Origin of the sequence: Rhodanobacter denitrificans (genome assembly GCF_000230695.2) — a bacterium.
In the GTDB taxonomy this organism is placed as follows: domain Bacteria; phylum Pseudomonadota; class Gammaproteobacteria; order Xanthomonadales; family Rhodanobacteraceae; genus Rhodanobacter; species Rhodanobacter denitrificans.
The window spans coordinates 2115338-2139841 of record NC_020541.1; the positions used below are offsets into that span (position 1 = coordinate 2115338).

The following is a 24504-nucleotide window of genomic DNA, read 5'->3' on the forward strand; positions in this document are numbered from 1 at the left end:
CCCGGCGGCCTCAGGCCGCGTGGCAGGCGCACGAGCAGCCGTCATCGCAGAGCGAGTGCACGGGAGCGTCGTCGCCCTCGAAGAGGCCGCGCGGCGGCTGCACGCGGTAGGCCTTGAAGTCTTCGCGCGTGGCAGTGCGGAAGGTGTCGGCTGCCGTCCGGATGAAGGTACCGTCGAGCCAGCTGCGGCCGCCGCGGATCACCGAGCCGGCGAGAATCGTGTAGGACGGCTGACCCTCGCGCAGGCAGCACAGCGTGTTTTCGTTGGAGACGAAGTACTCGACCTTGCTCATACGACCTCGCGCGAGATTCCCGGGATGTCGATCAGCATGCGCCGAACGACCCGTGGCGCAAGACGTGCAAGGCTCGTCGCGCAGGATCCGCGGCCCGACGGTATGCAGCGTCCAGCCAGGACCGGGGTCAGTGAGCCGACGGGGCGTCGACCGCGCCAGCGCCCGGCGGTTGATCCGCTCGAAGGCTTTCGAGGATGCGTGATCGCTCGGCCGCGTCTTGGCCGGTCTTCTCGGCGGCCGCCCCAGCATGGTACGGCGATGTGCCGATCACCGCCTAGGCCGAGGAGCGCACTCTTTCTCCATGCCGTACGCCAATGCTCGGTTGACGCGGTCGCGCTGCGACGGGGGTACATCCCAGGACCTACCCACGCCAGCGGTACCGCTCCCTCTGCGCCGCTCTACGCATCAGCTGCTGAGCGTGTTCTCGATGAAGCTGTCGATCTGGTCCGACGTCATACCCTCATGGCGACCGCTGCACGTCAGGATGTCGCCGACGTTGCCGTCGTTGGGCGCCACTTCGCCGAGGTCCAGCGCCCGTTGCAGGAGGCGCAGGCCGGCCATTACCGCATCGCGCTGGGGTTCGTTGAGGGTCAGTTTCAGCATGGCGGAAGCTCCGGCAGGTGAGTGGACGTGGTGAGCCACCATCGTGCCGCCGAACGTGATGCCGGCAAGGGTCTGCCGTGGATTCGCGTGAGCGTCGCGGGCCGACAACGCTACGCGACCGACGAGGGACGCGCCGCCTTCGCCGCCGATGCCTTGGTCTCAAGGAACGTGATGGCGGATGCGTACGCGCTGATCACCCGGCGCTTGGCCGATCCGCGCCGCGCGCACGTCAACGTGACGCGGCCCTTGTCCATCGCGACGCTCTCGATGGTCGCCGAGCTGTAGACCACGCCCTCCAGCCGGATCGCCCGCAGGCGCCCGCCCTCGGCCAGGCCACGGGTCTGGATGATCGTCCGGCCCGACTCCTGACGGCGTTCCTCCTCGACCTTGCAGCGTGCGAGGTAGACCTCCATGCCCACGAGGCGCGTGCACATCGCCTTGAACGTCGGCCTGGACCCCCAGCCGTCGCCGCGACATTCGACCTGGCCATCGCCGACGCTCATCAGCGCATTGAAGTGCACCTTGTGACCGGCCATGTGCTCCTCGATCACGGCCCAGGTGCCGCGGGGGGCGCCGGCCAGCCGCTCTTTCAGGGCACGGCCACGATCCCGACGGCTCTCGAACGTTTCGCCCAAGTCCGTTCGCACCACCACTGCCTCCAGCTCCTCGTCCACGAGCGGCAGCGCGGCTATCCACGCCCCGTGGCAGGCCTCGGCGAAGTCGTCCTGGTAGTGGATGCCCCGGTCCAGCGTCGCAGCGACGACGGCGTGCAGGGCAGGGATGGCGAGGACGTGACGGACGTGGTGCATGGCAGAGGCTCCGTGGAGAGACCCATGCACGATCGCATCGACGACGGGGCGCGCAAGTCCGGGCGGCCGAGGCTGGCAAGCCCCTCGGAGGCAGCCGGCGGGTTGGTCACCACTGGACGCGCATGGTCCTGTGGTCAGCGCCGCGTGTCCCTGCGTGACATTCATTCCCGGGACTGCAGCGCATCCAGAGCCAGCAGCGCGTTCTGCGTCGCCAACAGTTCTGCGTCGCTGCCGTACATGGCATGAAATGGTTTGCTGCCCGTGGCAACGGACGGGCCATACCGTGCGATCGCGTCGCGCTCCAGCATCGACGTCGGCGGTACGCCCCGGTGGTGCCACGGGCACAGGCCGATGGTGTGATCGTGGCCGATGCGGCGTCCGCCACTCAGGAGGTGGTGCGCCTCGCACGGCCCCGAGTAAGGCAGTGCCATGCCCATGGCAGCGTTGCGTCGGCAGCAGAGGCACCCCAACCGTTTGACCAACAGCATTCGCTCCGACTCTTCCGCTGTCGGCGTGTCGGTGGAGCGCGATGGGCGCATGCGCTTGGTCGAAGGCTTCAGGGTGGTGTTGCACGCAAGACGTCCACCGCCCTTGAGGGCGTGATGGGTCTTGAGTGGGGTCCGCCGCTTCAGCTCGCTGCGCTTCATGACGGCAGGAGACCACCGGCATGGTATTGCGCAACCCGGTAGCCGCGGCGTGGGATGGTGCGGCAGCCGTCGCGCGCGGATGCAGCCCGCGCGGCGGCGGCCGGATGCTCAGCGGCCGCTGACCGTCGCGGTCATTTCCACCATCGTGCGCGCGGAGGTCAGGTGCTTCCAGGCTTTGGCAACAAGGTTGGGGGCGTATTGGCCCTTCACCAGGTCCTCGGAGTACGCCTCCTCGATGATGGCTTCGTCGACGTCCCGTGAGAATGCAAGGGCGACGATCGAGTATTGAAAGGCCTCTGCATCCTTGGCGGTGAAGCCCGACCGTTTGGCCATGGCCTCGAGCAATACCGGCGCCATGCGTTCGAACGAGTCGAAGGGCGCTTGGCAGGAGGATGAGTCACCGTCCGGCAGGATCGTTCCCGCCGGCTGCAGCACCAGCACTAACGCGTCGTCCATGTAGACGCTGAAGCCCATCAGCGCTGCGTCGTCGTCGTTGCCAGCGATCCGGAAGGATGCGTCTCGCCCCAGCGTGATCAGGATATTCAGGAGGCCGAGAAAATCGGAATAGGCCAGCGCGAGGTCTTGCGAGCACGTCACGTGAGGGCGGGGGCCGTCACCGAAGAGCATGACGATCCAGGTGGTCGAGACGGAACCGGGCTGAGGCGGGGACTGGCTGGTGCGCTTTCGAGTTGCCATCGCCGTGGACCTGTGATGTGGACCGCGGGTGAGGATAGCGCCGTTACCGGCCCGGCGTTCGTTCGGTGCCAGGTGTGGCCGGAAGCTACCGGCGCGCCCGGGAGGCGCAAGCCCGCCCCTGTCCCAAGGCGTCGGCGGGTGGCCGCGCCTCCGCGCCAGCACGGATGGCTCCAATGTCGCGGCGGTACGGCGGCAGGGTGTCCAACATCCGGCGCCCGTATGCCTTCGTCGTGAGGCGACGGTCGAGGACCGTGATCCGCCCGGTGTCGCTCTCCGTGCGGATGAGGCGACCGCACGCCTGCACCAGGCGTCGGTGCGCCTCCGGCAGCAGCAGCTCGGCGAACGGCGAACGGCCACGCGCCTCGATCCACTCCGCACGGGTCTCACCCACCGGATCGGTAGGGGACATGAAGGGCAGCTTCACGATCACCACATGGCTGCACTGGCGTCCGGGCAGGTCCACCCCCTCGGCCAGCGTCGCCAGCCCCACCAGGATGGATCCTTCACCCGCCGCAATCGCCGCGCGGTGCGACTCCAGCAGCGGACCGATGGCGCGCGTCCCCTGCACCCGCAGACGGTCGCGCCACGACGCCGGCACCCGCTCCACCAGTGCTTCCATCAGCGCTCGCGAGGCGCAGAGAATCAGCGTTCCCTCGGCAGGGTCAACCGTCGACTCCAACTCGATCAGGACTTCGGCGAGGAATCGGTCCTCCTCGGACGGCTCTGCCACCATCGCCGGCACGCGCAGCACCGCCGACCGCTCGAGGTCGAACGGCGAGGGCAGGGCCACGTAGGCCACGCCTGGCACCCGCGACAGGCCGGAGCGCTCCGCAAAGTGGCGGAAGTCGCCCATCGCCCTCAGGGTCGCCGACGTCGCCACCGAACCGAACGCCTTGCGCCACACCGCCTGGGCAAGCCAGCCGGAAGCGTCCACGGGGGAGGCGTGCACCTCGACGGTGCCCTTCCCGTCGCGGCTTACCCAGCGAGCCACCGGCGACTCGTGATCCGCGTCCTCGGCTGCCAGAAGCGCGAGTGTGTCGTGGGCCGACTGCAGCCAGTCTCCCGACGCACCCAGCTCGTGCACCATGCGAGACACCACGCCCGGCGTAACACCTGCCGGCGGCTCCTTCGACAGCTTTTCCTTTTCCCGCCCCACCTGATCCAGCAGCCACTTCGCCTGGCCAGACGCGACCTCCAGCTCGTCGCGCAGGGGGCTGAGCTGGGCAGGGAGGACGCGCACCTGGGCAGCGTGACCAAAGGTGCGGCCGTACCGGCGACTGGGCACGGAAGAAGCGTTGCCGTCCAGCAGCGAGGCCATGCCTGCGCCGAGATGGTCCAGCGCGGACGAGAGGTCGCGCTCGGCGTCGGCGAGTTTGTCCAAGACGGACGCGGAGTACGCCTTCGCCCGCATCCTGGCCGCCTGCTGCGACGACTCGATGGCACCGCGTATGCGTTTGGCGTGTCCACCCAAGACCATCGTTGCGGACGAGGCCTCCACCGCGACCTCCGGCAGGTGGTGCGCCTCATCCACGACCAGGATCGACTCCTCCAGCGGAGGGAGCAGCGTGCCGCCGCCCGTCTCCCGCTGGTCGGCCAGCAGCAGCGCGTGGTTCACCACCACGACGTCAGCGTCGCGCACAGACCGACGGGAGCGGAGAAACGCGCACGATGCCGCGAACGGGCACGACGCGCCGGCACAGCCTTTCGCCGTCGTCGTCAGTAGCGGGCGGACTCTCGGGGGGATAGGGCGCGCCCAGCCGTCCAGGTCGCCGTCGAACTCACGGCGTGATCTGGCCGCACGAAGCTCTTGAACGGCTTCTCGCTCCTCCGCTGTTGGGCGGAATGGCCAGTGACCACCGCCGGCGTCGCCGCCAAGGTCGAGGCCCAGCTGGTCCGGGTCCTCGCCGGACAGTTGCGCGAGGTTGCGATCACAGAGGTAGCGCGAGCGTCCCTTGAGGACGGCCGTGCGTACGGGCGTCGAGGTCACACTGGCGATGACGGCGAGGTCAGCCGCGAGCTGCTGCTGCAGCGCCACCGTCGCCGTGGAGATGACCAGCGTCTTGCCGTGCCGCTTTGCGGCGACCAGTCCTGCTACGACGTACGCGATGGACTTGCCGATGCCGGTGGGGCCTTCAACCGCGATCGTACGCTGTGCCTCGTCGTCGGCGGACTCGAGCGTACGCGCTATCGCGAGTATCGCTCGGTCCTGCTCTTTCCGCCTTCTGAACCCTGGCTTGTGCGCGGCCAGTTCGTCGAGCCACGACCGGATTCCCGCGATGGTTTCGGCACTGAGATCGCTCACGCGCTGGCGGCCTCACTCGCGAGGCCCAACAGCGCGCGGCTGTCGCCGTACGTACGAGGGTGTACGACCACCTGGTGGCCCTCCTTATGCCACGCGCGATCGAGCTTCGCGCGCAGATGCACCTGCGCCGGCAGCAGCGGACGCAGGCCGGCGCGGATCAGATCGAGCGCGTCGTACTGGCCCACACTGTCGAGCGCGGCCTGGGGATCGGCCTCGAACTCGTCGAGCGTGACGCCCAGCTCGGCGAGGTGCGAGGCCTCGTAGACGTAATCAACAACGCGGCGGATCTCGGTGTTCATAGCGGACTCCATGTCCTGGGTGGTAGCTCTCGTGTACCACTGGTGAGGGATACCGCAAGGCCCTCCCCATGGGCCTCCCTGCAACCGTTCGGGCCGGTTTGAGTGCTCAGTCGCGCACCTATTATCTACATAGATAGGTGCGCGACTGGCCGCCGCCCTCCCACTCGCGCACCTATGTCCAGGAGGGGCGCCACCGGCGCCACCGGCATCTCCCTGGCCGCCGAGAGTCTTTCCCTGCTCGGGCCTTTGCGGGGTGGTGGCCGTCGACGCTTCACCCGCGGCTGGCGCGCATGGAAGGCCTGGGTTCGCGGCGGACCATGGCCCGGGATCAACGGGCGAGTGGGCAGGCGTCTGCGTAACGTCGGTGGGCCGATCAGATTGTCCGGTGAAGCGTCGAGCTAAAGCTTTTTGGGGTTGCTGCCGCTATCTGCCTATCCGTGCCAGACGCTGCCGTTGTCTGCCAGCGCCGGCTACACCCGTGACGAACCGTGCCAGACGCTGCCACTCCCTGCCGCTGCGTGCCTGTTCGAGCCGCTTCCTGCCAACGCCGGGAGGAGCTGGCTTTGCGTGTGCCGGACACTGCCAATTCGTGCCACTTCGTGCCGCGTCAGCCATCGCTGCCATTTCCTGCCGTTCCCTGCCGACGTGCACGCACTCGCGTTTTGAAAGCTCGACTTGCGGCCCGGCCGGAGTGTGGGAGGGTCGCAGACTGGAGACTCATTCCAGGGAGCGATTCAATCATGGTGCATTTGGGACTCGACATCGGCTACGGCCAAACCAAACTCGCGTGGAGCAGCAACTACGCCCAACCCGTCGCGGAAGTGCATCCTTCGGGCGCGGCGCCCATCGAGCGGTGTGACCGGATGGCTGGAGGGCAGGTTGGTGATACGGCCCTTGGCTACGGCGAAGAGGTCATCGTCGGCAACCGACGCTTTGGCTCGCTGATCGACCCGGACCGAATCCAGAACGGCATGCAGGTCTTGCATCAGGACTACGCCGGGACGCCCGAGTACATGGCGTTGTATTACGGCGCGCTCGCCCGGGTCGGGTCCAATGTGATCGACCACCTCGTGACGGGACTGCCCGTTGCACAGTGCAAAGACAAGGAGAGGGCGCGATACGTCAAGAGCCTTCTCTTGGGTCGGCACAATGTGCGCGAAGGCTTCTCCGTCTCGGTCAACCAGGTCACCATCGTTCCCCAGGCCGTGGGCGCCTACTACGCTTTCCAGGACCGCCGCATAGCGGCCCAGCCCCAGCACGATACCTTGCTGGTGGTGGACTTCGGGCACTTCAGCGTGGACTGGGTGCTCATCAGTGGTCGCTCGTTCCGCGACTCCTCATCGAACAGCTGCGCTCAGGGCGGCAGCTATGTCATCGACCGGATGGTCAGCCTGATCAAGGCCAAGCACGGTATCGCGGTCGGACGGGAACGAATCTACGGCTACGTTCGGGAAGGCCTGAAGGCAGTCCATCTGGGCACCGAAGAAGTGGACCTGCATGCCATCGGGCACGCTGCGGCGGCCGAGGTCGCTCCGACAGTGGTCGGGCAGATCCGCGCCTCACTGCGCGACCAGTCCACCGACGTTAACCGGGTGCTCCTGTGCGGCGGCAGTACGCCGTTCTTCGAGGCGGCGATGCGGGATGCCTTCCCCAAGGCCGTGTACGAGTTGGCGCCCATGCCGGTACTCGCAAACGCGATCGGCTTCCGTTTGTTTGCCAAGAAGAGCGGCTGAGGCTCGACGTAGGCATATAGATAGGAGCATATCGTGAGTAATCAGCCATCGACTTCAAACGCACAGATCCGCATCTTCTTTCGCGGCTCTTCGCCGCTCGATCGGCACGTCCGCGCGGTCGCCCAGAAGCAGAGGGCGCCGCTCATCAAACAGCTCGCGGGCGACTTCCTCGCCCTCCAGCGCGCTCACTACGTCTTTCCAGTCAACCTGGAGCCCTCAGCGGGCAATGGCCCGATTGAGCCCGATGGCCCGGGCCACGCACCGATCGGCGTACGCGTGACGTTTGTCGGCGACTCACCCCTCGACGAAATGTTCCGCGCGATGCCCTGCTCGACGCCGCTCGAGTGTGCCCACCGCATTGCGACGCTCAGGCAGCTGGCTGAGAACGGCTTCGCTGTGGCGAGTCGTGGCATTCGCCACGACGCGGTGGTGCTGCGCGAGGAACCTGCGGGCGGCTTGGTCGTGAGTCGCGCGGACGGTGCCTCCCCACCCCCGGCAGCTGCACCGTCGGCGGCGGCCCGCCAAGCCGGCGTAAGCAGCTGGAGCCGCGCGATCACGCTGGAGGAGTCGCATGGTGACCACGGTGAGGAAGGCTACTCGGCGTTCGATCTTCAGGTAGCCATCGCATGAATACGGCATCGCGATCTCGCGCCAAGACGATTATGTCCAGCCCTGCCGCCTTCCGCGCCCGGCTGCAGCGCTGTGGGTACCCGGTTGCTCCGCTCGCGCCCGTCCACTGGCGCTCGGCGCGGGCGGTCACGCGACAAAGCGCCGCTACAGTCCCCGCCAACTGCTGGCGTACCCTCATTCAGTGGCGTGCGGTCGTAGTGCTCACGGTTCGGACGGTTCGCCAGGGTCTTACGCGAGCCCAGATAGCTGCCGCGTCGAAACGTTGTTGTGCGCTACTGCGTCGGTCTTTTACGCAGTGCGTCCATTTCAGCATCCGGCCACGAGCCGCGCTGATCGCGCGGCCAGGAATGCCTGTTCGGCCTGTTCTTATGGATCCTGCACTGCCTGTTCTGTGGCGGCCTCGCGGCTTCGCCGGTGCATGGATGCGCCTGCGCAAGGTTCTCCAGGATGGGCAGCGGACAGCAATCCGGTGGGGCCGTCGCCTCGACGTGACACCACGGGTCAGGCAGCTTGGCGCGCGTTATGCAATGAACGGAGCCTCGGCTCTGGTAGCGGTGGTGGTCACTCTCTACCTGCCAAAGATTACGCACACTGAAGTGGAACATTCACCTTCCGCCACGCCCCAACATGGCCTTGCTTCGTCGCGTGGCCGAGCATCCGTCCAGGCCCCAGTTCCGGTGGAGGTGGCACGGCGTCCGCAGGGTTCTGCGACCGCACGCACCATCAATGGCGGAGCAGCGGCTTCCAGCCTACCGACTCTTGTTGTCTTCGCGGACGAAGGCCCCCAGCTCGATGGGTCCGATCGCGCGGCTAGCGCCAATGGCGGCGGCGCCGCCGCTCACGCAAACCTAGACATTACGGACCCGCACAGCGTCTGGTATAGGGCTGGAGCGGACCACGGGATCGACCCGCTGCTGCTCTACGCCATCGCATTGGTCGAGTCACGAAACCAAATGGCCGACGGAACGGTCGCGCCTCGTGCCTATGTGGTCAACATCGACAACGTGGTGCGATATGGGACGCGTGCCGAGATAGTCGACATGATCCATTCGGCGCGCACGGAGCATCGCGACATCAGGGACGTTGGGATCATGCAGGTCTTTTGGCCGTCCCACCGCGACTTGGCGCCGGACCCGGTTGCTCTGCTGGACCCAACGACCAACATCAACGTCGGCGCCGAGATCCTGCGCGGCGCGCTGGCAAGCTCGGTGGATCCGGTGACGGCGCTGGGCCACTACCACAGCTACGACGCGACACGGGCAAGCTATTACGGCCGTGCCGTTTATACGGTCTACCACCGCCTGCAGCGCGCCCTTGGGCGCTTGCCGTCCAGCGAGTTGGCCAGTACCGAGAGAGCGGTGCCTGACTAGCGACGTGGGCGATCAAAGGTAGGCTTGTTTCTGGGTAGACGATTCGTGGTGGCAGACAGAACTGGGGATGGAGTAGGTGTCAATGGACGCGAGATTTACGACACAAGGTTGCCGGCTCTTCCGAGACTCGGTGGCGGTTGCAACTGGCTTGCTCGACGAGCTGATCGGGCTTCGCCGTTCGCGGCAGCTGACAGACGATGGGCCGTTCCGGGTATGTGACGACGACGCTGCCTTCCTGGCGGACGAAGGCTATTCGGACGCGGTCAGGCGCATTGCCGGCGGCCTGCGATTTCCGTTTGCCCTGACGGAACTGATCCCAGCACTGCGCAAGGGCGAGCGGCTGGTGATGGCGGCCCCGGAGGCGCGACCTCGCAATGGGTCGGGCCCGTACGGGCGTTCCCTCATGTTCATGGCCCAAGCACTGCTGCTGGCCAAGCGCATGGCGATGACGAACCGCATCTATTGCCGCATGGCCTTCGACCTGACGGACGCTGAGATGGATGCCCTGGTCGACGCGCACGACTTGGGTTTGATGGAAGCCGCGAACTACGTTCGGGCCGAGTTCCGGTCAGGCCACTATCGGGACGTGATGCTCAAGTACGCGACCTTCCGCAACCAGCCGAGTAAGGACAAGCACGGCATCCTCTCCTTGGCGGCGCGGATCGTCGGGCTCGGCACCGCGCGCCGCCCGCGGGAGGCGCTGCGATGATGGGACGTCGAAATGCCCGCATCACTGTCCAGGACGTGCGCTCGCTTGGCGGCGAGGAGATCCAGGTACTTCGCGAGCTCAAAGCGCACGGTTTGCCATGGTCAGTCCTGTCCGGGATGTCGGTGCGAGGTCACCCAGTCACGCGTGCGCACCTCAAAATGGCCGAGCCGGGGGCGGCACTCCCCGAGTACATGGCAGCCATGCCGCCGGCGCCGAGCGACCGCTTGCTCCGTCGGCCAGCGGCGGCCATACACGTTCCCTACGCCGCCTCGCTTTACGACATGCTCGATCGGGACTGGCGCCGGTCCGGAACGGTCGATGCGTACCATCTGCTGGAAGCGTGGAATCTGTTCGAACTCACACTTGTGGGAATCACGCCACCTGGCGCCATGCCCGCGAACCCGTCAGCCCTGCAGGGGCACACCGCGATGGACCTCCGCGATCTGTGGATCACGGTCCGCGCCATGATCGACAACATGATCTCGTTGTCCCAGTGTTCGTCGTGCGGGATGCCGCTGCTGACTATCGACGGTCCCGACAAGAGCAACTGGTCGCGCCTGCTGCGACCTTGTCTCTGTTGCGAGTGGGGAACAACGATCCTTCGTCGAGCGCGAAATGCCGGCGTCGTAGCGCCTATTACCCTCGCTACATCCACAACCCCATCACTGGTGCGCTTGGGCCTGGTCGGCGACATGCCGCTGACCGGGAGTTGAAAGGAGGATTGGCGGCCCATCGGTAGCGCATGGACCCACTACCTTGGGACTATGCGCTACCAATACCTCCTCATCGCGGCCATTCTTGCGCTTACCCCGATTGCGGCGCCGGCGCAGTCTCATTCACCAGCGCCGGAAGGGTGGCTGTGGTATCGCGAGCAGCCGGTTCAGAAGCCGGCCGAGCCGCAGGCTCCGAAGCCTGCAGCGACGGCGGCCGCGCCATCCGGTCCCGCCATGTGGTCGACCGCGTGGATCCGGGACACTCTGCCGAGGCTGATGGACCAGGCGGTTGAAAAGCCGACTCCCGAGAATGTTCGCGCCTACCTGGCGCTGCAGAAGGTCTCGGTCAATCGCGCCCAGGCCTACGCCCAGATGGCGATGATGGTCACCCAAGGAAACGCCGGCCTGGATGAGAACGCGCGGTTTCCGTCGGCCAGTGCCGCGGCACAGGAAGCGGTTTCGCGCGCACAAGGTGGCCTGATCGGCGGCATCCAGACGCTCGCCAAATCGGCGGGGCTGTTCTTTTTCTTCCGCAGCGACTGCCCTTACTGCCATCGCGACCTGAGCGTCCTTCGCACACTTGAACTCGTCACCGGCATGCATGTGACGGCGGTGAGCCTCGATGGGCAGGGCATCGACGATCAGCTGTTTCCGAACTTCCTCATCGACAACGGCCAGGGAGCGCGCCTCGGCGTCCGAGCAACCCCGGCGTTCTTCCTCGTGCGCCCGCCGAATCTCGACGATGTTGTTGAAATCGGGCAGGGATATTTGAGCCTGGACGAGCTGGAGACGCGAATCGTCGAGCAAGCCTATTACCGGCACTGGCTTGGCGCCGAAGACTTCCAGCGGTCCCGCATCGCCGCGCCGCTTCAGGCGCAATCAGGCAATGCGAGTGCGCCACCTGGGCTGGACGGCGACGACATCGCCGTGATCCAAGCCGCCGTCGCGACGCTCCCGCCAGATCATCGAACCGCGGAGGAGCGCGCTGCGTCCACCTCTGCGGGCCAGCCATCGGCCCAGTAACTACTCCCAGAGGCACGTGCCATGAAAAGGTGCATCACGTCGGTCTGCGGCCTGGCGCTCCTCGCCGGGATGTCCACCGCATCGTTCGCTCAACAGGGCGGACTGCAAGGTCAGATGGACCAGATGTTCGGCCAGATGAGTACGGCGGCACCGCCGCAGGTCATCAATGACGCGCGCCGTGGCGTTATCAGTGGTGGCTCATTGGAGATCCGCTCGCCGGTGGCACCCCCGGGGGCCACCGCCCTGAACTTCGCTCCTCCTGAAGTCAGCGCGGGCTGCGGCGGCATCTCTCTCTATGGAGGGTCGCTTAGCTACATCAGCGGGCAGCAGATCGTTCAGGAGTTCCGGACGATCGCCAGCAACGCAGAAGGCCTAGCGTTCCAGATGGCCCTGCAGGCAATGTCCGATCAGCTGAGCCACCAGATTTCGTGGTTCAGCAACGTGCAGAAGGACCTCTCAACCCATCTGCAGAGCAGCTGTCAGTTGGCGCAGAGCGCATTGGTCAAGAGCGGCGCCGCCTCCGCCATCAACTCGTTCGGCACTCAGGTCGGCCAGAAGCTCGGTACCGCTACCGGCATGTTCTCGGACGCGGCGGCGGCAAATGACGCCAATACGCCGGGCAATTCCGTCGCCAATGCCGTGGCGGCCTCGAACCCCACGATCATGAACAAGCTGGTCTACGGGAACATGGTCTGGATGGGACTCTCCAGCCACAACCTTGGTCAGCTTTTCGGTGGCGGCAATGCTCTTCAGGAAGAAATCATGAGTCTCACCGGCACCGTGATCGTCTGCAATCCGCGGACCGACCACAACTGTCCGGCTTCGGGTGGCGATGACGGGATTGGCCTGACCTACGTCCGGCCGACTCTGCAGCTGGAGGATGTGATGTACGGCTCGGCCAGTAGCAGCCGTCAGGTCCTTTCTTGCGGAGGAGACTCGCAGCGGTGCATGAACCCGACGGCCGGTCCGTGGACGAATCCCGGCTTCCTCACGATGGTCAGCCAGGAGCTCGGCGCCGACGGGACCAGTGGCGTCGTCGGCTCCCTGCTGTCGGGTAGCAGCTTGACCCCACAGCAAATCAACTTCATGGCCAACGCCGGCAGCGCAGGTCCGCTGCTGGTGAACCTCGGACGGTCGAATCCCCCGGCCATGGCAGGTTTTGCCCGCCAGATCGCCGCGCCCTTGGCCTTGGAGATGGCGCGAAAGCTCGTTTACCAGATGATCGACACAGCCAGTGCTTCGCTCGCCGGCATGCAGAATCCCGCGGCCGCGGACTACCAGGCGCAGATCAGCGCCCGTCGCGCCGAGATTGACCGGGAATACAACGCCCTACGCCAAGACCATCAGTTCGACGTCGACACGTTCGCGCTCTACAAGGTCTACGTCTCGACCGCGCCAAATAATGCTCACGCCGATCCGTCAGTGTCCCCTGGCCTTCGCTGATCGGAGAGTTTGATGAACTGGCACATCATTTCCATTGGCGACGAAGCCTTTCTTTTCAAAATCTTCCAGTTCCTGTCGATGCTGAACTCGCCGGGTACGGACCTTTACACCAAGTTGGGCCTGCTCGGCGGCATGGTCGGACTGATGCTGTTGCTGTTCCAGGCGGTCAGCTCGGCGGGCCGCCAGTTCAACGTGGGGGCACTCCTTATCGGGGTGGTGATGTTCACGGTCTTCTTCGGGACGTCCACGAATGTGACGCTGGAGGATTACCACACGGGGCGAACGGACATCGTGAGCGGTGTGCCCCTTGGCACGGCGTTCGTTGGAACCATGGTCTCGCAGTCCGGCGCATCGCTTATCGACATCTTCCAGCAGGGTACGACGGTTCCCGGGCACGAAGTCATGCACGAGAACTATGCATTGGAGGCCTTGTCATCCCTGCGCGGCCTGACCACCGGCAACCTGTGCGACGGCAATGCAACGCTGTGCCCGTTCACGCACACGCTGGTGGCGTATATCCACGACTGCGTTCTACCGACCTACAACGGCATTGGTCGGAACGGGCAGACGGGCTGGTGGGCTGGTGACCCGTCCACGGCTGACAACGCACTGTCGGCCATGGCCGTCACCAATGATTTTCTCTCGACAACGGATAGCCTGCACGACTCCGGCAGCGCTCCCACGGCACAGACCTGCACGACCACCTACAGCGACCTCGTGAAGGCGTCGGCGACGACGCGCGTCTCCGACGCGATGGCGGCCCAGGCGCTGGCCTCCGCGCATCAGGCCGTGCCGGTCGGCGCACCGCCGGGCACGGCCACGGCGAAGGCGCAGGATATGCTCAACAATTCCTACACCGCGATCACGTCGGCCATCGGTGATGCACAAGGCGCGGCGTCAAGCACCATGCTGAACGCGGTTGCCGCTGATGCGATGCACGCCAGCCTGGAAAGGGGGCGACTCGCCGGCAGTGGCGATGTTGCAAACGCCGCCCTGATCGCGAGCGGGGCCATGGCGCGTGACGTGCGCTACGCGGCCGAGCAGTCCATGTTCGGCCGCACGCTGGTGGCGACGATTACGCTTTTCGAGGGCGTCATTTACGGTATGGCGCCATTCGTGGCCTTCCTGATCCCGCTGGGAGCGGTCGGTATCAAGTTCCTGGTGCGCTACCTGCAGCTGCTGCTGTGGCTGTTCCTGTGGCTGCCGCTCATGAGCTTCGTGAACCTGTACGAGATCATGGCCGTCACTCGCGAGATGAATGCGCTGTCACCGGCGCGCGGCGGTGGCTCGTTGTATTCGATGGTCGGCATCATGGAGGTACAGAACTCCGCAGCCGATTGGGTAGCGCTGGGTGGGTGGTTCACCACCAGCGTGATCGGCTTCAGCGGCATGGTGGTGTTCGGTAGCGTGGCCGCTTTCCAGAGCATCGCGAGTGCTGCTCATGGGCCGGACGCAGTGGACCCGAGCGGTCTGGCGCCGAACGTGATGGATTCGGCGCCGCTGGTACACCAGGGCAACATGTTCGCCTCTTCCGGTGGCACGGCCATGATGCGCAGCGGCGCGGCCGACTTCACGGTATCGCTCGGCGGCGGTCTGAGCGCGCAGGAAAGCGTCAAGCACAAGGAGCTTGTGTCTGCCATGGAAGGATTCGGCATGAGTCGAGCTGATGCGCAGAAGGCCACGTGGCAGGATGCGGTCCAATGGGCGAACACCGTTGCGCGACGCGCGAATGAAACGGGAGGCGTGACCCACGAGCAGGGCGACAAGTCCTCGGATGCATTGAAAACCGCGGACGCTGTTTCGCGCGGCGTCAACGGAGGGATCACGGTTACGGCGCATGGCGCTGCCGGCCTCGGTGCAGAAGACGTTGGCGCGACTCTCAATGTCAAGGCCGGAGTCACCGGACAGACGGGGGCACAGCACGCGCAAACCAGTTCTGTCGGGAAGGAGCATTCGAGTACCACCACCTCCGGGTACAGCGCGACGGACTCCCGATCGTCAAGCGTCGACCAGTCTCTCGCAAACTCCACAACCAATGGCTTGATCTACAACCATGGGCACGATCAGGCATGGAACCATCGCCTGGATCAGACCATCTCTCAGATGCGTGAGTACGACCAGACCCTCAGCCAGCACGCGAGCATTGAGGCCAAGGCATCGGTAAGCGGCGCACAGATTGGTTCCGCCCTGCCGCGTAATGAAGAGGCCTATCAGTCCGTCATGGGGGCGGTTCACGACCTCGGTGGTGGCGAACATTTCGAGACGCTTAGCGGGCAGCTCGCGTCGGTATTCCCCACGGAGCGGGAGGCGCGCGCCGTGGCTGCGATGGAGACGCTCCAGTACCTCTCGGACACCGGTGGCACCCAAGGTTCGTCTGCCGTGAAGATCGGCGCGATGCACGCTCTCATGGATGGCATGAAGGCGGTGAACCCCGGCCTCCCGTCGGAGCTTGGCTCCTCCGCCATGTCGATGCTGGGCGCTGGCGCGGCGGCGGACCGTGCCCAGATCCACGCGGGTGCGGGCGGTATTACCGAGAAGGTCGATCGCGTGATGGACGGGCACCGGGAGCCGCTGGAGCAGGATGTGCAGCTGGGCCATCCCAGCGCAATGCATCGCAGCTCTGGCCAGGACGCTTTGTGGGGTTCTGGCGCGGCGGCCGCGTCCAGCGCATTCGAGCGCCCGACAGAGCAAATCGCGGCACACCAGCGCAGCAACGACTCGGTATGGGATAACCTGAAACAGGTCACGACGCTTCCCTCGACCACGACGGAAATCGGGGCGATGAAATCCATCGGGGAGGACGACAGGGCTCGGCCGGAGACGCCGGGCCTGAAGCCGCTTCAAGGTCAGGTAACTTCGGTCGACCCCAAGGTTGGCGTTCAAGCGCCGCCAGACCACAGTCGATAATGTTGCTGGAAGTCCTGGGGAACCAGGACCTCCAGCACCATAGGTCGGCAATCAGTCGCCGAAAGGACCTGACGTGGAGGCGTTGATGCCGTGGCCGGCGCTGGTAATGCCGAAGACATTGCCGTTCATATCGACGCCGTCATGCATCGGCGTGCCGTCAACGTTCATCCCCTCGAAGCCCTCATCGCGAATCATCGGGGTGCGACGACGCCGGCCACGATCGACAGCCGATGGGGCGACCGCATGCAGCAGGCGGCCGAGCGCGATGAACACCGCGAAAATGATGACGGTAATACCAATGAACTCAAACATCGGTCGCTCCTTGCGCGTGCATCCCATCTACTGAGATCCAGCCTAGCGCGCCGCCATTGTTGCGCAAGGGGCGCCTCGAGTGCCACCCGCGTGGCGACTCATGCGTTGCGAAGGGCGTCAGCCGTTATTGAGCTGGGCAGCCCACGATGAGCACCGGTTGGTCATTGGCGCCGGTCCGAGCGGCCCCTACCAGAGCCGGTGGCGTCACCTTGACCTGTTCGCAGCTCGTCAACGCCGTTGAGGCGGCGGCAATCGGTTTCGTGGCTCGCTGGACGGTGCTGCAACCCGCGAGGGCGACGGCGGCGAGGCCGAACGTGGCGGCAAGGACGATCGAACGATGCATGGGAGAGCCTAGGCGGGTCGATGGAGACATGTTGAATCACGACCGACTGCTCGACGGGCCTCCGTTGCCGGCTTGAAGGCGCTACGGGTCGCCCGACGATCCACTCCTCGTCCTCCAGACTGGCCCTTACTTTGGAGGGCCTTTGATGGAAACGGTTGAGTTGCCCGTCCACCTGGACGATCCGAAATACTTTCTGGTCTTCACCATCGAAGACGCCATGCTGTTTATCGGCGCCATGGGTCTCGGCGTGCTGTTGCACGCACTGGGATACCTGATGCTGATTGGGTTCGGTGTTTCCTACCTGTCATCGCGCTTCCGTGGTGCGGTCCCCGAAGGCAGGCTTCAGCACATCCTGTATTGGCACGGCGTGCCGATCGGCAGTGGCCATTCCCTGATCAATCCGTATGCGCGGAGGTTCATCGGATGAACCAGGAAGCCGCCGCACGTCGCTTCTCCGGCCTCCACCAGGACAATCGGGCACTTCGCCTGGCCGTGGTCGCCTCGCTCCTGGTCAACGTCGTTCTGGTGATCGGGTTCGTCTTCCGGACCCAGATCGTGACGATCGTACCGTCCAACGTCATGACGAAGGCAACCTACACCGCGAACTCGGCCGACGAGGGCGCCCTCAGTTCATGGGGCCTGTACCTCGCCACGCTGCTGGGCAACGTCACGCCAGCCAATGCGGATTTCACCGCCGACAGCGTCGGCCATCTGCTGGCACCGGGCATCTACAAGGACGTGATGAGCGGCATCTCCGATCAGGTCGCGAAGATCAAGACCGGCCAGCTCACGCTCCAGTTCGAGCCGGCAGCCGTGAAGTTCGACGTCACCAAGAGCGTCGTTTATGTCGATGGCTGGTTGTCGACGACGGACGCACACGGAACGTCGCAGCGCGAGGAGCGTACCTACGAAATCTACTTCGACGTCGTGAACTACCAACCTCGCGTAGTGGGCCTCACCAGCTATCTCGGTAAGCCCCACTTCGGACAGTAAGACACAGGAGAACGGCAACATGAGGATCAGGAGTCCGTGGTGGGCAACGTCCCTTCTGGCGCTCGCATCGAGCGTCACGATGGCGGCGACGCCGGTTCGGACAGCGGGCGACGCAACTTTTTCGGGCGTTCCCAGTTCGGTCGTGGCAGGTATCCGGGCTACACCGCCCAAGGCCGCCGACCTACAGCCCAAGCAGTACACGTTCGATGTCCGACCTGGCGCGATGCTGCGGTCCGAGTTGGCCCGTGGGTTTCTCAACCGGATCGTCACGCCTTTCGTCTCCCCGATCGTCAAGTCCATCTCTCCGATCAAGGTCCAGACCGCCGGTTCGAGCATCTTCGTCTCCGTCGATCCCGCCCAGCAGGAGCCGGTGGTGCTCTATGTGATGGACAAGGGCGATGAGCTCGACGCGGTCTCGCTGATGCTCTATCCGAAGGATGTCGGCCCCGTCGAGATCGACCTGCGGCGCCCGGGCGTGCCTGGCGGCACCAATCCGGCACTGCGCTATGACGACAGCAAGGCGAGTTCGTGGGAGCAAAGTGCTCCTTTCGCGGAAACGCTGACCAACCTGATGCGGACCCTTGCGCAACACAAGGTGCCACCGGGCTACGACTTCCGCACCTACGCAGCTTCAGACGCCATGCCCCCCTGCGAACAAGCGGGATTGCGGGTCACACCACGCCAAGTCATCTCCGGGCACGACATGGTGGCATTCGTTGGCGAGCTGACCAACACCACGTCCACGCCGATTGAGTTCCAGGAGCAGACATGCGGCGTGCGCGGTGTTCTCGCCGTTGCGAGTTGGCCAGGCCCGCTCCTGCAGCCGCATCAGAGCAGTGAGGTGTATGTCGTTGTGCGCCGCGCCAGCCTTGTGGACGGTACTCAAGTGCGTCCCTCTGCCCTGAGCGTGGAGGGCGTCCAGTGAAGGGCCTCAAGAACCTCAATGCAAAACAGCGCCGCAACATCGTCATCTACGGCGCTGTCGCGCTGTTCGTCGTGGCTGCATGGCAGCTTAGCCGCCCGGGTGTTCTGACCAACACGGCGCCCCCGGTGAATGCGAAGGACCTTCTCGGGAACGCCGACTCCCATGCAATGGGCATCGCGTCGATCGACCGCCAGGTGCAGTCGGCGCAGTCAGACAACGCCGCGATGAAGAGCCAGATCGACGCGCTCAAAGCCGAACTGAAAGCGCAACGCGACGGAGGCGGCAGCACGCCGCTCCCTGCGCAGAGCACGCCCGTGGCCGCCACGCAGCCGGCTCCGACCGGCCTCCCGCCACCGCCGGTACCGACGGTCAGTCCCAATGGTCTGAACGCTCCGCAGGGCTATGGTGGGGCAGGGGATGGCGCAAGCCAGGGCGGCGCACCGGACATCCAGACGTGGGGCGAAAACGTCGCTCCATCCACGGTGCGGACCTCCAACGGACCTCAGCCGATGACGGTCGGCCAGTCGTCGGCACCAGCGCCCGCGCCGGAACCCGCACAGGCGTCGACTACTGGTACCCCAGCTCAAGCGTCCGCCCCGAAGGTTTTCGTGCCCGCAGGCACCATGCTGACGGGTGTGCTGCTCACCGGCGTAGACGCGCCGACCGGGCGCGACGCGTCCTCGCACCCGATTCCCCTGCTGATCCGCGTCAAAGAGGACGCCATCTTGCCGAATGAGTACCGCGCGGATTATCGCGAGTGCTTCATCGTCGGCTCGGCCATGGGGGATCTCAGTTCCGAGCGAGCCTACATGCGAGGCGAGACGTTGAGCTGCGTGGCCCGCAACGGTGGCGTCATCCAGGCGCCTCTGCAGATGTGGGGGACCGGAGAAGACGGCAAGGCCGGCATGCGCGGCACGCTGGTGAGCAAGCAGGGCAGCATCTTGGCCAAGGCGATGTTGGCTGGTTTCGCCTCCGGCATTGGGCAGGCGTTCAAGCCTACGCAGGCCACCACGATCACGACGAACGGGAATCCCTATCCAACGATCCCGATGGGCACGGCCGGCCGCATGGCGGGCATGAGTGGTGTCTCGAGCGCGGCTGACCAGGTGGCGAGTTACTACCTGCAGCTCGCCGACGCCGAGTTCCCCGTCATCGAAATCAGTGCGGGCCGCCCGGTGACCTTCATCGTCGAGCGCGGCGCGGAGCTGGCCAAACTGGAGGGTTCGAAGTGAAGGCGATCATTCGATTCGTGGCGGCGTTTGCGGTTGGCGCGACCCTGACGGGATGCGCCACGACCAAGTACCAGTGCCCGACGCCTACGGGCGTGGCGTGTTCGTCGGCGCCGGACGTCTATCACATGACCGATGCCCCAGGCCGCGCGGGGATGTCTGCCGCCAGCGGGGTCTTCGTTCCAAAGAAGGGGCGCCACGCCGCTGTACCTGCGGCCGCGCAGCCGGCCGCGGCGCCGGCGGCCGAGGTTGTGCCCCTGCCGAAGGCAGGCGACGTGATCCCGATCCGCGAGCAAGCACGCGTCATGCGCGTGTGGATTGCGCCCTGGGTGGACACGAACGGCAATCTGACGATGGCTTCGCGCGTCTACACCGAGATCGAGCCGAAGCGCTGGTCGGTCGGCACGGAAGCTGAGTCGACGTCGACAAACTTCTACCCCCTACAGGTCCAGTCGCCCGCGCCGGCGACCCCTGCACAGACATCCGCCTCCACGCCTGGGCTGCCCGCTGCGACGCCCGGCACGGACAGCCAGCTGCCCTAAGCACTGGCTGAGGCGATCCGTATCGGAGGACCGATACGCGCGGCGACCAGGACCATTACTTGATCAAGGAGTGCGTTATGAAAGTGACCATGAGCAAACGACAGGAGCGCCTCGTCGGCTATCTCCTCGTCGCCGTCGTGTTGGCGCTGCTGGTGGCCGAGCCGGTGTTCGCCGGCACGACGTCCGGTGGTAGCAGCCCGTTCACCTCGATGGTGCAGCTGCTTACGGGCTGGCTGAAGGGAGGCTTGGGCATGTTGATCGCCCTGCTGGCGCTTGGCGTTGGCCTGGTCGCCGGCGTGAGCCGGGGCTCGATCGGCGGCGCACTGAGCTGCGTCGGTGTGGCGATCGCCGCGTACTGGGGCCCGGACATCCTCCAGGGGATCTTCGGCGCCACGGTACTCGCGCCGCACTACGTCACCGTGGCCTTGCTGTAAGGCCGCACAGGGAGCCGGATGGACCGGCTCCCTGCCTTTCACCCAGGAGCACACATCAATGGGCACCTTCCTGAGCAGGCCACTTCACCTTTTCACGCAGCTGCTCATCAAGCTGATTCGGCTGCTGTTCGGTGGCGACCCGTGGCCGACGTTTGAGACGGAGGTGATGCCCGGATGGCTCCAGGCCATCGGCTACCTCGATCGCGAGGCGCTCTACCAGCTGGACAATCACTCGCTGGGCTTCGCCTTTACCGGCCCACCCATGTCCGGTGTGCAAGGTGCGACCTTCGAGAAACTGGCCGGCCTCCTACAGGGGCAGCTGCCGGCAGATACCGTCATGCAGTTCATGCTCTGGACGAGTCCGGACATGGAGGCGACGCTCACCCGCTACACGCTCGACCGGCTGCGAGCGGAAGGCGACTTCCTCCAGCAGACCTGCAAGGAGTTCGCCGCGTACTACCGGGACGGCGCGACCAACAGCGTCGTGAAAGGCAACGACATTCGACTGCGCGACGTGCGCCTCGTCATCACCGGCAAGGTTCCCGTGGGCAAAGAGCCCACGCTGGAGGACGTTCGCAAGGTCATGGAGGTCCGGGACGTCGTGAGTGCGGGCTTGCGAGCCTGCGGGTTCCATCTGGAGATGATGAAGCCCGCGGCCTACCTGCGATTCATGCAGACCATTTTCAACTGGCGCGGCGATGCCGCATGGCGCCAGTCGCCCGTCACCGACTATGACGACGAAGCGGCGCTCACCGAGCAGATCCTCGACTTCAACAACGAAGTGCGGGTCGACGAGAACGGGCTCTGGTTGGGGGACCACCGCGCTCGCGTGCTGTCGCCCAAGGGCTACCCATCCCAGGCAGCGTTCGGGCAGGCCTACGCGTATCTGGGCGAAGTCATGACCGGGGCCAATGGTCTCCGGGACCCGACCCTGCTGTGCATGAACCTCTGGTTCCGCGACCGCGAAAGCGAGGCGGCGGCAATCGGCAAGGAAACGATGTGGGTCACGAATCAGGCCGGCCAGGCCATCACGCGGTTCCGTCCCGAGATTCTCGATCAAAAGCGTAGCTTCGACCTGGCCAGCAAGCAGATCGGCGATGGTGATCGCATCATCCGCATGTGCTTCGGCATGGTAGTGATCACGCCTGACGACAAGACCTCGCTCGCGTCGGTAGCCAATGCCCAAGCCTACATGCGGACGTTCGGCTTCAAGATGATGGAGGACAAGTACTTCTGCGGCCCCATGTTCGGCAACTTCATGCCGTTCGGGACGGACGTGGTCTCGCATTCGGCGATGCGCCGCTGGAAGCGGACGACGGCGCGCGGTGTGGCGCCGCTGCTGCCGGTCATGGCCGAGTGGCGCGGAACCGGCACGCCGTCGCTGCTGCTGGTCTCGCGCAACGGCCAACTGATGTCGCTCTCCAACTGGGATTCGGAGACCAACTTCAATGTGGCAGTGGCCGCCGAATCGGGTAGCGGCAAGAGCTTCCTGGCCCAGACGCTGCTGCAGAACGCCCGTATGACCGGCGACCGGTTCTGGATCGTCGACAAGGGCAAGAGTTACCGGAACATCGTGGAGATGATGGGCGGCCAGCGCCTGACGTTCGGGGCAGACTCAACGCTCTGCCTGAACCCGTGGACGATCGTCGAGGACTACGAGGCGGACGAGGACCTGCTCTACAGCCTCATCAGTGCGATGGCCGCCCTGAACGATCCATTGAGCGACGTGCAGGCGGCCGAGGTGAAGCGCCTCATGCGTCTGACCTTCCAGGCGGTCGGCCGTGAAGCGATGACGATCGACCACCTTGCCGAGGTACTGCTCGAGCAGGAGGATCGCCGCATTCGCGACGTCGGCACGCAGCTCCATCCGTTCACGCGTCACGGCGGTTACGGGCGTCTCTTCCACGGGCGCAACAACTATGAGGTCGACAACCCGGTCATTCTCCTCGAGCTAGACGATCTCGAGGGACGTGCGCACCTCCAGCGCGTCGTATTGCTGCAGCTCATGTTCCAGATCCGGCGCGAGATGGGCCGTCTGCCTCGCACGCTGCGCAAGTACCTGCTGATTGACGAGGCCTGGGAACTGCTCGCCGGCAATGGCGTGGCAGGCGGCACCGATCCAGTCGCGGATTTCGTGGGCAAGGCCTATCGCCAGTTCCGCAAGCACAACGGCGGCGCGGTGACGATCACTCAATCCATTAGCGACTACTTCCAGAACGAGGTAACCCGGACGATCTGGCAGAACAGTGCGCACAAGTGGCTGTTGGGGCAGCGCCCCGAGGCCATCGAATCAGCCAAGCGCGAGGGGCAACTGGAAGTTGGCGAACACGGGTTCCGCCTGCTGAGGGGTGTGCACACCGTCAAGGGCGAGTACTCCGAAATCTTCATGCATACGCCGTTTGGTTACGGCGTCGGACGTCTGATCGTGCCGCCGGTGTTCCGCAAGCTCTTCTCCACGACGGCAACCGACGTCGGGCGCATTACCGAGATGCGGGCGCACGGCATGCCGTTGATGGCCGCGATACAGCGCCTGGCGCGTGAAGACGGCATCGTGGCTGATGCGACGGGAGGTTCCCAGTGAACGCCGAGACATCGAACCCCGATGGCGCCGCGGTGGTCGCTGCGCCGGCGCCTGCCGCGGCGTGGCCTCGCAGCCTAGTGGTCGGCCTTGCCCTGTGGTCCCTGGGGCTTAGCGCCCTAAGCGCTGCCGTTGCGCTGCACATCGGCAATCAGCGGCTGGAGGCGGCCCTCGCCTTGCGGCCACCCATCGTCGTCGTGGATCCCTTCGAGTGGATCAAGAGCGGCGGGCAGGGGGATACGCCGGAAGCGCGGTATCGCGACGGGGCAAAGCGCCTGCAGGGTGCCGTGCAACAGCTGACCGGCCGCGGTGCACTCGTCATCGACAGCACGGCGGTCCGAGGCAGCCCGGATAGCGTCCGACTGAACGTGGTTCCGCCGAGGGATCAACCATGAGACATGCGGTGCCCATTCCCAGCCTGCGAGTACACCCGCGCGCCCGGAGCCCGAGATTCCTCGTGATGCTGCTGGTGGGCATCGCGGCGCTGGTGTGCGCCGCCCAGTACGCGCTGCGGCACTATCGCGTCGGGTACAGCCAGGAATCGGAGCAGTCCATCGGCTCAGCGTGGACCCTCGTGCGCTTGAAGACGGGTCCGGTACCTGTCGGCGCCTATGGGGTGTTTGTCGTTGATGGACGGGTTAGCCGGTTCTCTGCGGGGACGCGGTTCGTCAAGAAGATCGTCGGCGGTCCGGGTGACCTGGTCGAAGTGAAGGCCACTGGCACCTGGGTCAATGGACAGCTCGTGGCTGGCCCTCTCGACATCCTGCCCGTGCTCCATCAGCAGGCCACCGCCTTTGAGCGGACCCTGATCCTCGGGCGCGGCGAATACTTCGCCGTCGGCACGCGCCCCCATTCCTACGACAGCCGCTACTGGGGACCTGTTCGCGCAGGCCAGTTCATTGGCCAGGCCACCCTGCTGTGAGGCCCGTTGCTTGCTGGCTGCTCGCCGCGGCGCTCTGGGCAGCTTTGGCC

At 65.4% G+C, this 24504-nt stretch carries 25 protein-coding genes; 17 read left to right on the forward strand and 8 right to left on the reverse strand.

Translation table 11 applies throughout. From position 1 onward, the window contains the following. Positions 1-10 precede the first annotated feature (10 nt). The 7 genes from R2APBS1_RS09615 to R2APBS1_RS09645 all read right to left on the reverse strand — a co-directional run bounded on the left by R2APBS1_RS09615 (position 11) and on the right by R2APBS1_RS09645 (position 5648). Complete coding sequence (locus R2APBS1_RS09615) at positions 11-292, reverse strand: hypothetical protein (protein ID WP_015447815.1); 282 nt, start codon at positions 290-292, stop codon at positions 11-13. 405 nt (positions 293-697) lie between these two features. Beyond that, positions 698-895 carry a hypothetical protein gene (locus tag R2APBS1_RS09620; protein ID WP_015447816.1) on the reverse strand — a complete coding sequence of 66 codons (198 nt, stop codon included), beginning with the start codon at positions 893-895 and terminating at the stop codon, positions 698-700. A 110-nt stretch (positions 896-1005) separates the two neighbouring features. Then, on the reverse strand, positions 1006-1704 hold the full coding sequence (locus tag R2APBS1_RS09625) for a hypothetical protein (RefSeq protein ID WP_015447817.1): 699 nt from the start codon (positions 1702-1704) through the stop codon (positions 1006-1008). Positions 1705-1865: 161 nt separating this feature from the next. After that, positions 1866-2351 carry a Ref family recombination enhancement nuclease gene (locus R2APBS1_RS09630; RefSeq protein WP_015447818.1) on the reverse strand — a complete coding sequence of 162 codons (486 nt, stop codon included), beginning with the start codon at positions 2349-2351 and terminating at the stop codon, positions 1866-1868. Between the two features lie 108 nt (positions 2352-2459). Next, positions 2460-2978 carry a hypothetical protein gene (locus R2APBS1_RS09635; protein WP_015447819.1) on the reverse strand — a complete coding sequence of 173 codons (519 nt, stop codon included), beginning with the start codon at positions 2976-2978 and terminating at the stop codon, positions 2460-2462. Between the two features lie 154 nt (positions 2979-3132). Further along, a complete protein-coding gene (gene dinG, locus R2APBS1_RS09640) occupies positions 3133-5349 on the reverse strand; it encodes an ATP-dependent DNA helicase DinG (RefSeq protein ID WP_015447820.1) in 2217 nt (738 codons plus the stop codon). Then, complete coding sequence (locus tag R2APBS1_RS09645) at positions 5346-5648, reverse strand: hypothetical protein (RefSeq protein ID WP_015447821.1); 303 nt, start codon at positions 5646-5648, stop codon at positions 5346-5348. The genes dinG and R2APBS1_RS09645 overlap by 4 nt, the downstream gene beginning before the upstream one ends. Before the next feature lie 740 nt (positions 5649-6388). Here R2APBS1_RS09645 and R2APBS1_RS09650 point away from each other — a divergent pair. The 8 genes from R2APBS1_RS09650 to R2APBS1_RS09685 all read left to right on the forward strand — a co-directional run bounded on the left by R2APBS1_RS09650 (position 6389) and on the right by R2APBS1_RS09685 (position 16176). Then, positions 6389-7381 (forward strand): ParM/StbA family protein, encoded by a 993-nt coding sequence (locus R2APBS1_RS09650; protein WP_015447822.1) that lies wholly within the window; start codon positions 6389-6391, stop codon positions 7379-7381. A 33-nt stretch (positions 7382-7414) separates the two neighbouring features. Continuing rightward, complete coding sequence (locus tag R2APBS1_RS09655; RefSeq protein ID WP_015447823.1) at positions 7415-8011, forward strand: hypothetical protein; 597 nt, start codon at positions 7415-7417, stop codon at positions 8009-8011. A 422-nt stretch (positions 8012-8433) separates the two neighbouring features. Next, on the forward strand, positions 8434-9381 hold the full coding sequence (locus tag R2APBS1_RS19640) for a lytic transglycosylase domain-containing protein (RefSeq protein ID WP_157769727.1): 948 nt from the start codon (positions 8434-8436) through the stop codon (positions 9379-9381). Positions 9382-9529: 148 nt separating this feature from the next. After that, positions 9530-10090 (forward strand): hypothetical protein, encoded by a 561-nt coding sequence (locus tag R2APBS1_RS09665; RefSeq protein WP_157769728.1) that lies wholly within the window; start codon positions 9530-9532, stop codon positions 10088-10090. Beyond that, positions 10087-10803: a hypothetical protein gene (locus R2APBS1_RS09670; protein ID WP_015447826.1), complete on the forward strand. Its 717-nt coding sequence runs from the start codon at positions 10087-10089 to the stop codon at positions 10801-10803. Before R2APBS1_RS09665 ends, R2APBS1_RS09670 begins: the two co-directional genes overlap by 4 nt. 51 nt (positions 10804-10854) lie before the next feature. Continuing rightward, positions 10855-11826: a conjugal transfer protein TraF gene (locus R2APBS1_RS09675; protein ID WP_015447827.1), complete on the forward strand. Its 972-nt coding sequence runs from the start codon at positions 10855-10857 to the stop codon at positions 11824-11826. 21 nt (positions 11827-11847) lie between these two features. Beyond that, the gene (locus tag R2APBS1_RS09680; RefSeq protein ID WP_015447828.1) at positions 11848-13269 is read left to right on the forward strand and encodes a conjugal transfer protein TraH; all 1422 of its coding nucleotides are present in this window, start codon (positions 11848-11850) and stop codon (positions 13267-13269) included. Between the two features lie 12 nt (positions 13270-13281). Further along, complete coding sequence (locus tag R2APBS1_RS09685) at positions 13282-16176, forward strand: conjugal transfer protein TraG N-terminal domain-containing protein (protein WP_015447829.1); 2895 nt, start codon at positions 13282-13284, stop codon at positions 16174-16176. A 51-nt stretch (positions 16177-16227) separates the two neighbouring features. Here the strand turns inward: R2APBS1_RS09685 and R2APBS1_RS09690 are convergent, their stop codons facing one another. Beyond that, the gene (locus tag R2APBS1_RS09690; protein ID WP_015447830.1) at positions 16228-16488 is read right to left on the reverse strand and encodes a hypothetical protein; all 261 of its coding nucleotides are present in this window, start codon (positions 16486-16488) and stop codon (positions 16228-16230) included. A 488-nt stretch (positions 16489-16976) separates the two neighbouring features. On the opposite strand from R2APBS1_RS09690, the gene R2APBS1_RS09700 reads away from it, so the two are divergent. The 9 genes from R2APBS1_RS09700 to R2APBS1_RS09740 all read left to right on the forward strand — a co-directional run bounded on the left by R2APBS1_RS09700 (position 16977) and on the right by R2APBS1_RS09740 (position 24454). Beyond that, the gene (locus tag R2APBS1_RS09700) at positions 16977-17258 is read left to right on the forward strand and encodes a type IV conjugative transfer system protein TraL (RefSeq protein WP_015447831.1); all 282 of its coding nucleotides are present in this window, start codon (positions 16977-16979) and stop codon (positions 17256-17258) included. Next, positions 17255-17824, forward strand: a complete 570-nt coding sequence (locus R2APBS1_RS09705) for a TraE/TraK family type IV conjugative transfer system protein (RefSeq protein WP_015447832.1) — start codon at positions 17255-17257, stop codon at positions 17822-17824. Before R2APBS1_RS09700 ends, R2APBS1_RS09705 begins: the two co-directional genes overlap by 4 nt. Before the next feature lie 19 nt (positions 17825-17843). After that, on the forward strand, positions 17844-18749 hold the full coding sequence (locus R2APBS1_RS09710; RefSeq protein WP_015447833.1) for a TraK domain-containing protein: 906 nt from the start codon (positions 17844-17846) through the stop codon (positions 18747-18749). Then, a complete protein-coding gene (locus tag R2APBS1_RS19345; protein WP_015447834.1) occupies positions 18746-19981 on the forward strand; it encodes a TraB/TrbI/VirB10 family type IV secretion system protein in 1236 nt (411 codons plus the stop codon). Before R2APBS1_RS09710 ends, R2APBS1_RS19345 begins: the two co-directional genes overlap by 4 nt. Then, entirely contained in the window at positions 19978-20520 is a 543-nt protein-coding gene (traV, locus tag R2APBS1_RS09720; RefSeq protein ID WP_015447835.1) for a type IV conjugative transfer system lipoprotein TraV, read from the forward strand. The genes R2APBS1_RS19345 and traV overlap by 4 nt, the downstream gene beginning before the upstream one ends. A gap of 89 nt (positions 20521-20609) precedes the next feature. Further along, a complete protein-coding gene (gene traA, locus R2APBS1_RS09725) occupies positions 20610-20954 on the forward strand; it encodes a TraA family conjugative transfer protein (RefSeq protein WP_157769729.1) in 345 nt (114 codons plus the stop codon). Positions 20955-21012: 58 nt separating this feature from the next. After that, a complete protein-coding gene (traC, locus tag R2APBS1_RS09730; RefSeq protein WP_015447837.1) occupies positions 21013-23535 on the forward strand; it encodes a type IV secretion system protein TraC in 2523 nt (840 codons plus the stop codon). After that, the gene (locus tag R2APBS1_RS09735; protein ID WP_015447838.1) at positions 23532-23927 is read left to right on the forward strand and encodes a hypothetical protein; all 396 of its coding nucleotides are present in this window, start codon (positions 23532-23534) and stop codon (positions 23925-23927) included. The genes traC and R2APBS1_RS09735 overlap by 4 nt, the downstream gene beginning before the upstream one ends. A gap of 65 nt (positions 23928-23992) precedes the next feature. After that, on the forward strand, positions 23993-24454 hold the full coding sequence (locus R2APBS1_RS09740; protein WP_041676740.1) for a S26 family signal peptidase: 462 nt from the start codon (positions 23993-23995) through the stop codon (positions 24452-24454). Positions 24455-24504: the final 50 nt, after the last annotated feature.

What these genes read in the sequence shown, in the direction of transcription:
- traA (WP_157769729.1), top strand. Translation starts at nt 20,610, where the DNA reads ATGAGCAAACGACAGGAGCGCCTCGTCGGCTATCTCCTCGTCGCCGTC.
- R2APBS1_RS09630 (WP_015447818.1), bottom strand. Translation starts at nt 2,351, where the DNA reads ATGAAGCGCAGCGAGCTGAAGCGGCGGACCCCACTCAAGACCCATCAC.
- R2APBS1_RS09670 (WP_015447826.1), top strand. Translation starts at nt 10,087, where the DNA reads ATGATGGGACGTCGAAATGCCCGCATCACTGTCCAGGACGTGCGCTCG.
- R2APBS1_RS19640 (WP_157769727.1), top strand. Translation starts at nt 8,434, where the DNA reads ATGCGCCTGCGCAAGGTTCTCCAGGATGGGCAGCGGACAGCAATCCGG.
- R2APBS1_RS09615 (WP_015447815.1), bottom strand. Translation starts at nt 292, where the DNA reads ATGAGCAAGGTCGAGTACTTCGTCTCCAACGAAAACACGCTGTGCTGC.
- R2APBS1_RS09690 (WP_015447830.1), bottom strand. Translation starts at nt 16,488, where the DNA reads ATGTTTGAGTTCATTGGTATTACCGTCATCATTTTCGCGGTGTTCATC.
- R2APBS1_RS09635 (WP_015447819.1), bottom strand. Translation starts at nt 2,978, where the DNA reads ATGCTCTTCGGTGACGGCCCCCGCCCTCACGTGACGTGCTCGCAAGAC.
- R2APBS1_RS09740 (WP_041676740.1), top strand. Translation starts at nt 23,993, where the DNA reads ATGCTGCTGGTGGGCATCGCGGCGCTGGTGTGCGCCGCCCAGTACGCG.
- R2APBS1_RS09620 (WP_015447816.1), bottom strand. Translation starts at nt 895, where the DNA reads ATGCTGAAACTGACCCTCAACGAACCCCAGCGCGATGCGGTAATGGCC.
- traC (WP_015447837.1), top strand. Translation starts at nt 21,013, where the DNA reads ATGGGCACCTTCCTGAGCAGGCCACTTCACCTTTTCACGCAGCTGCTC.
- R2APBS1_RS09685 (WP_015447829.1), top strand. Translation starts at nt 13,282, where the DNA reads ATGAACTGGCACATCATTTCCATTGGCGACGAAGCCTTTCTTTTCAAA.
- R2APBS1_RS09700 (WP_015447831.1), top strand. Translation starts at nt 16,977, where the DNA reads ATGGAAACGGTTGAGTTGCCCGTCCACCTGGACGATCCGAAATACTTT.
- R2APBS1_RS09645 (WP_015447821.1), bottom strand. Translation starts at nt 5,648, where the DNA reads ATGAACACCGAGATCCGCCGCGTTGTTGATTACGTCTACGAGGCCTCG.
- R2APBS1_RS09680 (WP_015447828.1), top strand. Translation starts at nt 11,848, where the DNA reads ATGAAAAGGTGCATCACGTCGGTCTGCGGCCTGGCGCTCCTCGCCGGG.
- R2APBS1_RS09675 (WP_015447827.1), top strand. Translation starts at nt 10,855, where the DNA reads ATGCGCTACCAATACCTCCTCATCGCGGCCATTCTTGCGCTTACCCCG.
- R2APBS1_RS09705 (WP_015447832.1), top strand. Translation starts at nt 17,255, where the DNA reads ATGAACCAGGAAGCCGCCGCACGTCGCTTCTCCGGCCTCCACCAGGAC.
- R2APBS1_RS09625 (WP_015447817.1), bottom strand. Translation starts at nt 1,704, where the DNA reads ATGCACCACGTCCGTCACGTCCTCGCCATCCCTGCCCTGCACGCCGTC.
- R2APBS1_RS09710 (WP_015447833.1), top strand. Translation starts at nt 17,844, where the DNA reads ATGAGGATCAGGAGTCCGTGGTGGGCAACGTCCCTTCTGGCGCTCGCA.
- R2APBS1_RS09650 (WP_015447822.1), top strand. Translation starts at nt 6,389, where the DNA reads ATGGTGCATTTGGGACTCGACATCGGCTACGGCCAAACCAAACTCGCG.